Annotated in this window: 10 protein-coding genes and 2 tRNA genes; 9 read left to right on the top strand and 3 right to left on the bottom strand. The window is 39.1% G+C overall.

Going from position 1 to position 13,751, the window contains the following annotated elements; genetic code table 11:
• Positions 1 to 221: 221 nt before the first annotated feature.
• The 3 genes from AC5YCI_RS05825 to AC5YCI_RS05815 are packed head-to-tail and all read left to right on the top strand — an operon-like array spanning position 222 to position 1,142.
• Positions 222 to 653: a DUF5681 domain-containing protein gene (locus tag AC5YCI_RS05825; RefSeq protein ID WP_004998933.1), complete on the top strand. Its 432-nt coding sequence runs from the start codon at positions 222 to 224 to the stop codon at positions 651 to 653.
• Positions 653 to 973: a hypothetical protein gene (locus tag AC5YCI_RS05820; RefSeq protein WP_496128632.1), complete on the top strand. Its 321-nt coding sequence runs from the start codon at positions 653 to 655 to the stop codon at positions 971 to 973. Before AC5YCI_RS05825 ends, AC5YCI_RS05820 begins: the two co-directional genes overlap by 1 nt.
• Positions 966 to 1,142: a hypothetical protein gene (locus AC5YCI_RS05815; RefSeq protein WP_167353087.1), complete on the top strand. Its 177-nt coding sequence runs from the start codon at positions 966 to 968 to the stop codon at positions 1,140 to 1,142. Before AC5YCI_RS05820 ends, AC5YCI_RS05815 begins: the two co-directional genes overlap by 8 nt.
• Before the next feature lies 1 nt (position 1,143).
• On the opposite strand, the gene AC5YCI_RS05810 is transcribed toward AC5YCI_RS05815, so the two are convergent.
• The 3 genes from AC5YCI_RS05810 to AC5YCI_RS05800 form a co-directional block, all read right to left on the bottom strand.
• Positions 1,144 to 2,586, bottom strand: a complete 1,443-nt coding sequence (locus AC5YCI_RS05810) for a hypothetical protein (protein ID WP_496175283.1) — start codon at positions 2,584 to 2,586, stop codon at positions 1,144 to 1,146.
• Positions 2,587 to 2,676: 90 nt separating this feature from the next.
• Positions 2,677 to 2,766 (bottom strand) — tRNA-Ser (locus tag AC5YCI_RS05805).
• An 86-nt stretch (positions 2,767 to 2,852) separates the two neighbouring features.
• A complete protein-coding gene (locus AC5YCI_RS05800; protein ID WP_496128634.1) occupies positions 2,853 to 4,874 on the bottom strand; it encodes an FAD-dependent oxidoreductase in 2,022 nt (673 codons plus the stop codon).
• 254 nt (positions 4,875 to 5,128) lie between these two features.
• Here AC5YCI_RS05800 and argG point away from each other — a divergent pair, with 254 nt between their 5' ends.
• From argG to AC5YCI_RS05770, 6 genes are all read left to right on the top strand, one after another.
• Entirely contained in the window at positions 5,129 to 6,472 is a 1,344-nt protein-coding gene (gene argG, locus AC5YCI_RS05795) for an argininosuccinate synthase (RefSeq protein ID WP_122898260.1), read from the top strand.
• Between the two features lie 168 nt (positions 6,473 to 6,640).
• Entirely contained in the window at positions 6,641 to 7,675 is a 1,035-nt protein-coding gene (pyrC, locus tag AC5YCI_RS05790) for a dihydroorotase (RefSeq protein ID WP_496128635.1), read from the top strand.
• Positions 7,660 to 8,319 carry a ribonuclease T gene (gene rnt / locus AC5YCI_RS05785; protein WP_496128636.1) on the top strand — a complete coding sequence of 220 codons (660 nt, stop codon included), beginning with the start codon at positions 7,660 to 7,662 and terminating at the stop codon, positions 8,317 to 8,319. Before pyrC ends, rnt begins: the two co-directional genes overlap by 16 nt.
• 20 nt (positions 8,320 to 8,339) lie before the next feature.
• Positions 8,340 to 8,415: transfer RNA gene (locus AC5YCI_RS05780), tRNA-Glu, on the top strand.
• Between the two features lie 136 nt (positions 8,416 to 8,551).
• On the top strand, positions 8,552 to 11,056 hold the full coding sequence (locus AC5YCI_RS05775) for a TonB-dependent receptor plug domain-containing protein (RefSeq protein WP_496175282.1): 2,505 nt from the start codon (positions 8,552 to 8,554) through the stop codon (positions 11,054 to 11,056).
• Between the two features lie 137 nt (positions 11,057 to 11,193).
• Positions 11,194 to 13,722, top strand: a complete 2,529-nt coding sequence (locus tag AC5YCI_RS05770; RefSeq protein WP_496175281.1) for a TonB-dependent receptor plug domain-containing protein — start codon at positions 11,194 to 11,196, stop codon at positions 13,720 to 13,722.
• The last annotated feature ends 29 nt before the right edge of the window (positions 13,723 to 13,751 follow it).

Below are 13,751 nucleotides of genomic sequence, written 5' to 3'. Positions count from 1 at the left end.
CGATTTATGCTTTGACTCTTTATAAAACTGCATGGCTTTTTCGCGTAGATCGACAGAATATGTTTTTGGCATGATCTTAAAGATTAGAGTTTTTTCTATTGTAGCTCATCTTAAGTTTTTAGCTATAAAGCGAAAAACGAAGCAGAACAAGCGTTCATTTTAAAAGACCAACGTGTCGATCTTTGAAATTGATAATTAATAGTTTAGATCAAGGAATTGTAATGACCACAAATTCAAAGACTAAAACAGCAGGAAATCCAAATTGGCGTAAGGGGATGAACTCCCCTAACCCACAAGGTCGTCCAAAAGGGATTATTGATAAACGAATGAAAGTAAATCAATCCCTACTAGCTGATGCTGATGATATTGCCAAAGTAGTTATTCAATCTGCTCTTTCAGGCGATATGCAAGCCGCTAGCTTAGTCCTTTCCCGTATTGCACCAACTCTTAAAGCCCAAACAGAAACAGTCCAGTTCGAGTTAGATGCCACAGCAAGTGTTACTGAACAAGCCCAATCTGTTTTACAGGCTATTGCTGACGGCAATGTTGCGCCTGATGTGGGTAAACAAATCATTGAAGCGATTAATGCTTTAAATGGTATTCGTCAGATTGATGAATTAGAACAACGTATTAATGCTTTGGAGAAACACTAATGAACCTGCCTACACGAGAAGAATATGAATTTTTACGTTTTAAATTTACACAGGATATTGCACATGGTTCACCAAGTGAACGTTTGGTTGCAATGCATAATCTAATGCACATCATGGCTTTATATGCTTCCAGCGATGAACTTGAAGAAGTATTTATCAAACCTTTATTTGTAAAACTTGAAGAAAAGCTAAATAGCCCATTACACCCATTTAGCGACTATGTACCCCCTACAGTACCCGTAACGGTTAAAACCATGCTACAGGGGCAACCGTGGGCACAATACCCTGACCCTAATTGTGGTCATACCGATAATGGCTAAGGTATTAAAAGACTTTCAAAGGCGTTTAGCTAAAGTCGAAACCCACAGAAAGAATAAAGCGACTACTATTAAATTAGTAGCCGCTTTTCCACCTATTTTATCTTATGATGAGTGGGAAGCGATTGCTGTACCACATCAACAGCAATTAGTTGACGATACTAGGAATTAATTTAGTAAAACGTTGATATAAAAACTGCATTTGGATCCAACTGTGCTTGAACTTTATTTCTTATCTCTAAATCAATTGCACTTTGCAAATCTAAATGAAATTTAGTGGTAGTTTTAAAAATTTCGTTATCAACTATTTGTGATAATAATTCATGTTCTTCATCCTGTTCAAAATATTCTTCAATATTAATTTCAATTCTTTTGTTAAACTTGATTATTTGATTTTCTGGCTTCACATCAAAATTTTCATAATCTCTATACATATCTAACAAATAGTAATCTTCAAGATTATTTAAAATATAACCATCAGAATGAAATTGTATTGAATTTTCAATGGATTTACTAAAGATTTCTTTTGTTCTTTTATAATCAAAATCGTTAAAGTTTCCTATAAGACTAGGCCTTTCAATTCCACCTAATATTTCATACTCTCTCAAAGCTCCACCAGAATATCCATTCCACATAATATTAATAAAAGTCAAAGGTGATATTTTTATTAAACCAATCAATTCTTTCTTTTTATTTCTATTGTATGGATGATTGATATACTCATATGATCTCAAAATTGTATGAAAAGCTAAAATATGCCTTAATTGATTTCGACAAAGATCTGCTTTAACACAATATTTAAGTTCGGAGTTAATAAATTCAAATACTCTATTAGCAAGTATAGAAATACCACTGGAGTAAAGATTAAATGTAAATCCAGCAACTGCTGAAAAAAACTGAAGAATTTCTTTTCTATTTAATCCTAACTTTTCCATATGTATTGTTGCCAGCATTATAAGAATATTATATTCATGATTATTCGGATCATTGAGATATGAGTAATATTCACTCTCAATTAAATTAATAAATTTATTTTCAACATCTTTATTAGTAATTATTTTAATATCATTAATTCTGCGAAGTTCTTCATTACTAAATGCATGACCCTCAAACAAAGATAACATTGTTATAGGAATTCTTGATTGTTTACCTTTTTGATCAATCAGAACAATAAACAACAAAACCCCAAACTTATCAGTATACTCATACTCATGCTTAAAAGTTTCCACACTTTTATAACTAAAATTATTTAAATTTATTTGATGCTCGTTATGAATACACTGTAATTCTGAATAATTTAACTTAAAAACAGATACTCGGCTTTCTGAGATTTCATCCAATACCCTAATCTTTCTTAAATTGTATTCAATCCCCCACAATGAAGCGACTAAATCCAGAAAATGTGTTTGCTCATGTATAATTAATGCCCTAAAATCTGAAGCACGTAAAAAACTATAAAAATTACCACTAATTTTTTTTAAATACTCATCATAATTTCCACTCCTTATTGCTAGAAGTTCATCATCGAAATCAAATGATTCATATTTAAAAATATTACCAACAAACGTAATTAAATCTATTTCCCCAAAATTTTTAACACTTTTTGCTGTCGGCATTCTTATGTCCTATTGCTTATTATTGGCTTACGTTACCTAACCCTAGAAACAACAAAGCCCTGACATTGTCAGGGCTAAGTGCTTGATATTTGGCGGAAGCGGTGAGATTCGAACTCACGGAGGACTCACACCCTCGTCGGTTTTCAAGACCGGTGCATTAAACCGCTCTGCCACGCTTCCATGCGGTGTATATTACGGATAAGCCTTTTGCCTTGCAAGTAAAAAATGCAATAAATTGAATTAAATGCACAAGTTTTCATCAAATACTAAAGTTTTGCGGCTAATTCGGCACCTTCACGTATGGCACGCTTGGCATCCAGCTCGGCAGCCAGCTTTGCCCCACCAATTAAATGATAATTGACTTTGCCTTTTGGGTTATTTTTTGGCATTAAATCTGTGACGGATTCTTGCCCTGCACATACCACCACATGATCCACGCGTAATAATTGACTTTGCCCTGCCAAATTAATCCAGATGCCTTCATCCGTAATTGCTTGATATTGCACCCCACGTAGCATCCGCACGCCATATTTTTTTAATTCAGCACGATGCACCCAACCTGTGGTTTTACCCAGTCCTGCACCTAATGGCGTATTTTTACGTTGTAATAAATAAATCTCACGTTTGGACTGTGGCGATTTAGGGCTTACCACACCACCGGCAGTGCTGTAATTTGGATGGGAGTCGACTCCCCATTCTTGTTTCCACTCATCAATGCTTTGATGGCTGTCTTTAAGCAAAAATTCTGCTACATCAAAGCCAATACCACCTGCACCAATCACAGCAACACGTTTCCCCACAAAAGTACCTTGTAACACTTGTGCATAAGATAACACTTGCGGCAAAGCTGCACCCTCAATGGTTAAACTGCGCGGAATCACCCCTGTGGCAATAATCACGTCATCAAAATCAGCTTCTGCTAAAAGTTGTGGCGTGACTTGAGTATTGAGCTTTAATTCCACCTGATACTTGGCTAGTTGCACCTGAAAGTAACGAATGGTTTCATAAAACTCTTCTTTACCCGGAATCACTTTGGCTAAATTAAACTGTCCGCCAATTTCAGTTTTGGCCTCAAACAAAGTGACTTGATGACCACGGCGTGCCGCAACCGTGGCCGCAGATAAGCCCGCCACCCCAGCTCCAACCACTGCAATTTTCTTGAGCTTTTTTGCATGCAAATACAGTAATTCAGTTTCATAGGCCGCTTGCGGATTGACTAAACATGTCACACGTTGATTTTTAAAGGTATGATCTAAACACGCTTGGTTGCAGGCAATACAGGTATTAATTTCATCGACACGATTGCTTTGCGCTTTGAGCACCCATTCGGGATCGGCTAAAAATGGTCGTGCCATTTGAATTAAATCGGCTTGATCGCTAGCCAAAATCTGCTCGGCTGTGTCTGGCATATTAATGCGATTGGATGCCATCACAGGAATACTGAGATGTTGTTTTAATTCAGCAGTGTAGTCGACAAATGCCGCCCTTGGTACAGAGGTGACAATGGTGGGAATACGTGCCTCATGCCAACCAATGCCTGTATTTAAGATATTGATACCCGCTTTTTCTAAGGCCTGAGCAATCTCAACCACCTCAGACATGCGATTGCCATCTTGTACCAAATCTAATAAAGACAGGCGGAAACATACAATAAAATTTAAGCCTACCGCTTCACGAACTGCCTTAACAATTTCTACAGCAAAACGCATACGATTGAGCAGCGGCCCACCCCAACGATCTTTACGTCGATTCACATGCCGACTTAAAAATTGATTAATCAAATAGCCTTCTGAGCCCATAATTTCAATACCATCATAACCGGCTTTTTGCGCTAAGCGTGCGGTATGCGAATAATCTTTAATGGTGGCTAAAATATTTGCATGACTCATTTCACGCGGTTTAAACGGTGAAATTGGTGATTTGATTGGACTTGCGGACACGACAAAAGGCTGATAACCATAACGGCCTGCATGTAAAATCTGCAATAAAATTTTACTGTCATGTTGATGTACCGCACGGGTGACCATTTGGTGTGGAATGACATCAGCCGAGGTATTTAAAGTGCCACCCAAAGGCAATAACCAACCTTGTCGATTCGGCGAAATCCCACCTGTGATGATTAATCCCACACCACCTTTAGCGCGTTCGGCAAAATAAGCAGCTAATTTAGGATAGTTGTAAAAACGATCTTCGAGTCCAGTGTGCATCGAACCCATCACCACACGGTTTTTAAGCGTGGTAAAACCTAAATCAAGTGGCATCAATAAATGTGGGTAGGCTGGCTGCATGCTCGCTCCTTATTCTTGTTTATCTTTTATGATTTTCAATCAGTATAAAGTTAAATCTAATCAATCTTGTAAAATTGTTTAGCAATCGCGATACAGCTCTATCGATTGAGATTTATTTTGCAAATGAACTTGCTAATTTTAATCGATTGTCTTTTTAAAGCCAAACAACAGCAATTTATAGTGATACAATGCTGAGTTTAGATTTTCTCCTTGGCTGCCATCATGGTTGCCTATTTTTATAGTTAGGACGAGCAATGACTGATAATGCAACGATCTTGCAGAATGTACCAGTAGGCAAAAAAGTGGGTATCGCTTTCTCTGGTGGTCTAGATACTTCAGCAGCCCTTTTGTGGATGAAACAAAAAGGTGCAGAACCTTATGCATACACTGCAAACTTAGGTCAGCCAGACGAAGATGATTACGATGCGATCCCTAAAAAAGCTGAGGCGTATGGCGCAGTTAAAGCTCGCTTAGTTGACTGCCGTTTACAGCTTGCTTTAGAAGGTATTGCTGCAATCCAATGTGGCGCGTTCCACATTTCAACAGGTGGTATGCCGTATTTTAACACCACGCCACTTGGTCGTGCGGTAACAGGTACCATGCTTGTTACAGCAATGAAAGAAGATGACGTCAACATTTGGGGCGACGGTTCGACTTATAAAGGTAACGACATCGAACGTTTCTACCGTTATGGTCTATTAACTAATCCTGCGCTTAAAATCTACAAGCCGTGGTTAGACCAAACCTTTATTGACGAATTGGGCGGCCGTGCAGAAATGTCACAGTTCCTGATCGACAACGGTTTTGACTACAAAATGTCAAAAGAAAAAGCATATTCAACTGACTCAAACATGCTAGGTGCAACGCACGAAGCTAAAGATCTTGAATATCTTGATGCGGGCATCAAAATCGTTGAGCCAATCATGGGCGTTGCTTTCTGGAAAGATGACGTAGAAGTTAAAGCAGAAGAAGTATCAATTACTTTTGAAGAAGGCTTCCCTGTTGCCATTAACGGTCAACGTATCGAAGATCCAGTAGAATTCATCTTAGAAGCGAACCGTATCGGTGGTCGTCACGGTCTGGGTATGTCGGATCAAATCGAAAACCGTATCATCGAAGCGAAATCTCGTGGTATTTACGAAGCTCCGGGTATGGCACTGCTTCACATCGCTTACGAGCGTCTTGTGACAGGTATCCATAACGAAGATACCATCGAACAATACCGTATCAACGGTCTACGTTTAGGTCGTCTACTTTACCAAGGTCGTTGGTTCGATTCACAATCTTTAATGCTTCGTGAAACTGCACAGCGTTGGGTAGCGAAAGCGGTAACGGGTACTGTCACTTTAGAATTGCGTCGTGGTAATGACTACACCATTTTAAACACTGAATCTCCAAACTTAACCTACGAAGCTGAACGTTTAACCATGGAAAAAGGTGATTCAATGTTCTCGCCAATGGACCGTATTGGTCAATTAACCATGCGTAACCTTGACATCACTGATACACGTCAAAAACTGGGTATTTATACCAACTCTGGTTTATTGGCTGTAGGTACAGGTTCTGCTGTTCCGCAACTTAAAGACAAAAACAAATAATTTTGTCGACAAAAAAACCGCTCAGTTGAGCGGTTTTTTTATATTTAAAACGCAAACAAAAACTTAAATATATCAATTTTGTTTGAAAATTTAAGTTTCAGCGCAGTTAAAGATTATCATTTTTGTATTTATGGCTTATCATCTGAGTTATTTTTTAGCAGTATAGCCGTGACTACGATTACTCTTCTTCAGCCAGATGACTGGCACGCTCATTTACGTGATGGTTTAGCTTTACAACGTACTGTTCCAGATTTAGCACGCCAATTCTCCCGTGCCATTTGTATGCCTAATTTAGTGCCACCGGTTAAAACCGTTGAAGAAGCCAATGCGTATCGTGAACGTATCATGGCGCACGTCCCTGAAGGTTTAAATTTTGATCCACGCATGGTGCTGTACTTTACCAATCAAACTTCACCTGATGAAGTTTTAAAAATTAAAAACTCAGCACACGTTAATGCGATTAAACTTTATCCGGCTGGTGCCACCACCAACTCAGATAATGGCGTGAGTGACATTGAAAAAGTATATAATGTCATTGAACAGATGGAAGCCCATCAAGTGCCATTGTTATTACACGGTGAAGTGACGCATAATCATGTTGATATTTTTGACCGTGAAAAACGCTTCTTAGACGAAGTTTTAGCACCGCTGTTACAAAAATTTCCAAAACTAAAACTAGTTTTAGAGCATATTACCACAGCAGATGCGGCTGAATTTGTTTTAGCGCAAGGTGACAATGTCGCTGCGACGATTACCCCACAACATTTATTATTTAACCGTAATGACATGTTGGTGGGTGGAATCAAACCGCATTTCTATTGCTTACCGATCTTAAAACGTCAAACCCACCAAGCCAAATTACTCGAAGTGGCAACTTCAGGTAATGCCAAGTTCTTCTTAGGTACCGACAGTGCACCGCACTCGAAAGATGCTAAAGAAAATGCGTGTGGCTGTGCAGGTTGCTATAGCGCACCAACGGCAATTGAGCTGTATGCACAAGCCTTTGACCAAGTGGGTAAAATTGAACGTTTAGAAGGCTTTGCCAGCCATTTTGGTGCTGATTTCTATGGTCTACCACGTAATACCAATACCATTACGTTAGTCAAAGAAGAGCAAGTAATTCCTGAGAGTTTTGACTATTTGGATGGTGAAAAAATTATCCCACTTTATGCGGGTAAAACCATCCAGTGGAGAAAAGTGTGACAGAAGAAACAAGGCCGGTGATTGGTCAACGTTTCCGTGGTTTTTTACCTGTTGTTGTCGATGTCGAGACAGCAGGTTTTAACTCACAAACCGATGCCCTGCTTGAAATTGCTGCGATTCCCATTATTTATGATGAGAATGGTCAATTCGTACCGGGAGAAGCGCATCATGCCCATATCAATCCCTTTGAAGGCGCAAACCTAGACCGCCGTTCATTGGATTTTATTGGCGTTGATCCATTTAATCCGATGCGGATGGCGATGGCGGAAGACGAAAAAACCGCCTTAAAACGTATTTTTAAGTCTATCAATGAAGTGCGTCGTCAGCAAAACTGTACCCATGCCGTCTTGGTGGGTCATAACGCACATTTTGATTTGGGCTTTTTACAAGCAGCCATTGCTCGTAGTGGCACTAAAAATCAAAACCCATTTCATAGTTTTTCGGTATTTGATACCGTAACTTTAAGTGCGGTCATGTTTGGGCAAACGGTACTGGCGAAATCTTGTATTCAAGCAGGTATTGAGTTTGATGGTAAAGAAGCGCATTCAGCTTTGTATGACACACAAAAGACCGCTGAACTGTTTTGCTATATTTTGAACAAACTCGCTCCACATCTACTTGACACTTTGGTGGCGGATCAATAAGATACCGCCATCTTCTAAACGTCCCTATCGTCTAGAGGCCTAGGACATCGCCCTTTCACGGCGGTAACCGGGGTTCGAATCCCCGTAGGGACGCCATCTATTTTTTCTCTTATTTTATCCCAGAAGCATCCCCTTTATTTAGTTATTTTTTATCCACTCTTTGCTGAACTGTGTTGATTGTTTTAGATTTTTAATTGATAATCATTTTCCTTTAAATTAACATTTACTCAATATGCGTTTTGCTTATTCTGCCTTAACCGTGGCCATTGCGAGCATTTTAAATACTGCTGTATATGCTGAACAAAGCAGCCCAGAAAAGGAAGTGAATCTCACTGCAATTGTGCTTCAGGCAGAAGATGAATCTAACAACACTTTAGGCAAAACGGTTTATCACAAAGCAGATCTAGAAAATATTCCCAATAGTTCTAAAAATATTACTGACTTTTTAAAAGTTAATCCTCATGTACAGTTTGATCAAGCTGCGCGTAGTGCCTTGCAACAAGGTGAATTAAACCCTAGTGATATTAGTATTAATGGCGGTTTAGGCTACGATAATAAATTTCTGGTCAACGGCATTAATACCAACAATAATATTAATCCTGTCGGTGCATCTAGCTCTAATGATCCCAATGATTTATTTGGGGCTTCGCAAAGCGTAGCCGTTAATACCGATCTGCTGTGTAATATTACTGTGCTTGATAGTAATGTCTCTGCCGAATATGGAGAATTTACTGGGGGGATAGTCAGTGCACAAACCTGTAAACCAACCACTGCTGTCGGTGAGCTACATGGACAGATCAATTATGACTACACCTCAGATCAATGGTCAAAAATTCAATTTCCAAATCCTGAAGATTTGGCAAGTTTTGAAGATTCAAGTTCTGAAAAGTCCCAACCTTTTTTTACCAAACAAGGGCTAAGCGCCAGTTTATATGGCAATGTCAGTGAAAGTTTAGGTTTTAATGCCATTGCATCTTATCGTCATGCACAGATTCCGCTAAAAACCTCGCTTAAAGACCCAACACGCTTTGAGCAAGAACGTGAAGCAAGTAACGCGGGCTTAGAGCTGTTTTACCACCCGTCCGAGAAGACTCGCCTGAAATTAGGCGCGCAGTTCTTTGAAAACCAAGGTTTATATTTTGTTGGCAATGTGAAGGATTCTGAATCTATCCATCTCTCCGACAGTCAAAGCTTTTATCTCAACTTAGAACAAGATTTCAAGCAATTCAATTTAGAACAACAATTCAATTATCAAACCCAAGCAGCACAGCGTACAGCCCGAGCATTGACCTATGTGTGGAACAGCTCGCTTGATAAAAACTGGAGCACAGATGGTTCTGCCCGTGAAGGTCATTTAGGTAACTTAAAGCAACAGGAACAACGTCTAGAATATGCTGTAAAAGCGACACTTAAACCGCTAGAATTTGCCTCGGCAACACACCAAATTAAACTCGGTGCTGGTCTTGGACATTATGAAGCAGATTGGCAACGCCCCCAAGATGTGTACAGTTACTCAACCCCTGTGGCTTTAAATACTGGCGATTGCCTTGGTCTGACTGGACCTGCAGCCGCATGTGATAGCTCAGCTGGCAGCAAAGCCAATTTTGCTCATGGTCAATATCTCTCTTTACGTAGCATTTATTCAGCTGGTCAGGTCGATGTACAGCAAGACCGTTGGCATGCCTTTATTGAAGACCAAATGAGCTTAAATGACGCTATTAAGCTAGATTTAGGGATACGTAGTGACTATGACTCGTTGACCAAAAATCTTAATATCGCACCACGTACCGCTTTACATTACGCCCCTTTTGGCGATCAGCGTTTGAGCTTTAGTACCGGTTGGAATCGTTATTACGGCATGAATGCCTTTGCGAATGAATTACAAGACCGCTTAGACCAACTACAAAAGCGTCAAAGACGCCAAGATTTAACAATGGGTTGGTTTGATGACCCTCAATATACAGGTGCAACAGCAACTTACCGTTCACAACTTGACACCCCATTTTCTGATGAAATTGTATTGGGCATGAATGCCCAACTGCGTAATACTCAGATTGGTTTAAAATGGGTGAACCGCGACAATCAAGACCAGTTACGTCAAACCAAAATTGAAAAACGCCCTGAGGTAACAGGTACTGAACAATTTAGTCGTAGCTATGACAACTCAGGTCGTTCAGAAGCACAGATCTATACTTTAACTTTAAGCACTATCGCGCCTTTAAATTTTAAAAGTACCCAACATCAACTCTCTTTGGCGGCAGACTACACAGACACCATTCGTAACTTTGAAAGCTATAACAGCTTGGCCTACTTTGGCACCCCATTTGTGATTTATGACGGCAAAAAAATCGATGCCGATTTTATTCCAGCCAGCAACTTTAATACCCCATGGACCATTCGTGGCACATGGCATATCGCCTTTAGCCAGATTCCACTGAACATAACCCACTTCCTTAGCTATCAAGCTAAGGTAGATGCCATGAAACGTAAAGCCAATGGTTATACAGATGAAACTGGCATTAAATATGATACTTATACCCCATACCAAACTCAGCCAAAATTTACTTGGGATGTACGTACCACCTATGCTGTCGTAAATCAGCAGCGTTATCAGGCTCTATTGGGCTTAACGATAAATAACCTGACCAATCATCGTAATACGTATGTAGATCGCACAGGTGTTGCCCAACCTGAAATTGGACGTCAATTTATTGCTGACCTAACATTTAAATTTTAAGAGCGCTAAAGCGCTCTTTTTATGCCCAAAATTTAAGCACATAAAATAAATAAGAATTATTTTCAATTATAAATAGTTGCCTTTTTATTTAATATTAATGATAATCCGTCTCGTTTTCGTTTGCATGTATTTTTATTATGCGCTTTACTTCCTCTACGCTTAGCACTGCCATATTAGCTATTTTAACCGGCTCAACTTATGCAAATACAGATTCGAATTCACAGGAAAAACAAGTTGCCCTTTTACCCATTGTGCTCGAAGCACAAGAAAATTTACAACTTGGTAAAAAGGTTTATACAAAAGAAGACTTAAAAAAGATCCCAAATAGTTCTAAAAGCATTACTGATTTTTTAAAAGTAAACCCGAATGTACAATTCAGTAATGACCATTTGGCGGCAAGCACTCAGGCAGATTTAAAGCCCGCAGAAATTTCGATTCACGGTGCACAAGCATTTAACAATAAATTTGTAGTTAATGGCGTGAGCAACAGCAATATCCTCGATCCTGTTGGCTCAGGCACAGCAATCTATGGTGCCCTATCTGGTGGTTCACAAGGGGTAGCAATCAATACCGATTTACTGTGTAATCTCGAAGTTTTAGACAGTAATGTCAGTGCGAAATACGGTGGATTCACTGGTGGCGTTATTCAAGCCGATACCTGTGCACCAAATACAGAAATTGGAAAAATTCATGGCAGCGTCACCTATGACTATACTGAAAGTGACTGGAATCGTTATCACATAAAAACCGATGCAGATAAAGGTTTATTCCAAGGTGAATCCACGCAATCCAACCAAAAAGAATATGTTCGACAAGGTGTAAGTACCAATATTTACGGTAAACTTTCAGAAGTCTATGCTTTTGATGCCTATGTATCGCAACGTCAATCTAAAGTCCCTGTCGCAAGCGGTTTACCATCTCCCACAGAAATTGAACAAAAAAAATTAAATACCAATATCGGTGCAACACTTTATGTCGATCCTAATGCACAAACCAAAATGAAATTTGGGTTCACCTTAGGCGAATTAGAAGACAATACGTATGTTGATAAACGACGCAATTCGCATAGTACTGTTCAAAACGAATCCGCATTAATTTTTGCTGACATTGAAAAGCAATATACTTGGGGTCAATTAAAACAAAAATTAAATTTTCAGCAAATTGATAACAATCGCGAATCTGCCTCTGATCGAGGGATCAATTGGATTTATGCAGCAGGCAGTAAAGACTGGGCGAATACTGAAAAAGTCTGGGAAGGTGCAATCTCAGCAGATATCACCTTAAAACAACAAAGCTTGAACTATGAATTAGACACGCTATTTAATCGCTTTGATTTAGGTGAAACCAAACATCAATTCAGTGCAGGTTTTGCTTATCACTATGATGATGTAAAGTGGCAACGTACCAAAGATTTTATTACCCACTATGGTGTCACATCAGGGCCTACCCAAAATTTATATGATTTAAATGGTCAATCCTGCCAAGTCAATGATCCACTTTGCGATGAAAATAGCACGGTTCAATTCACCAACAGTAAAGTCCCTACGGTCTTTAATGGTCAATATTTTGCTGGCGGCAACTTATATAAAGCAGGTAAATTTGAAGGCACATATCAACAAGCATCACTCTATATTGAAGATGCAATTCGTTGGAACAATGTAAGTACACGTTTAGGTGTGCGTGCGGATTATGATGAATCGAATGGCAATTTAAACTTTGCACCTCGAACACGTCTTCACTATCAACCCTTTAACACTAACAGCTTAACCTTAACATCGGGTTGGAATCGCTACTACAATGCACCCACCTATATGACTGAATTACGTCAATCGGTGACTTCTTTAGATTTTAATATAAAGCGTGAAGATCAAAATTCTGAATGGATAGAAAGTCCAAAAACAAGTTGGAATACCGATACTCAGAAGAAAGACTTAAAAACACCTTATGCGGATGAATTTGTGTTGGGCTTGAATAGCCAATTTAAGAATACCAATCTGGGTATAAAATGGGTAAATCGTCAGTACAAAGATGAAATTTCCCGAAACCAAATCGGTACGGGCGTAAATCGTTATACCGTATATGACAATAGTGGTTACGGCGAGAATGATACGGTTACCCTTGAAATCAGCACGCTACAACCGCTTAAATTTAAAGGCAGCCACCATGATTTAGGCTTAGCAGTCAACTATACAGATTCTTATCGAAGCACACCTGATTACACAGAAGTGTTGATTGAAGAAGAATTACAAGAACTGATTTCTTATGATGGCAAAATCATAGAATTTGGAGACATGCCTGCAACAAACTATAACCAACCCATTACTGCACGTTTTTCTTGGGATATTGGTTTTGATGCAATTCCTGTAAAAATCTCAAATTTCTTAAGCTATAAAGATACCTATAAGCAAGTGTTAGAAGCAAGCTCTGCAGACAAAGTCGTGCACAATGGCGTTAAAATTGATACCTACACCTTACAGGATGTAAAACCTCGTTTTACCTGGGATATGCGCACCACGTATGATTGGCAAATTTCAAAAGATTATTCAGCTATTTTTGGCTTAACGATCAATAATATTACCAACCGCAATAATTTATACGTAAGCGGAAGCAAACTATACTCTGAAATCGGTCGTCAATTTATTGCCGATGTGACTTTCAAATTCTAATCTCACCTTAAATAGAGCACTCATTGAGT

This window comes from Acinetobacter sp. CY17 (genome assembly GCF_059515825.1).
Note: the sequence above shows the minus strand (reverse complement) of the source record. Positions and strands in the feature narration are given on the sequence as shown.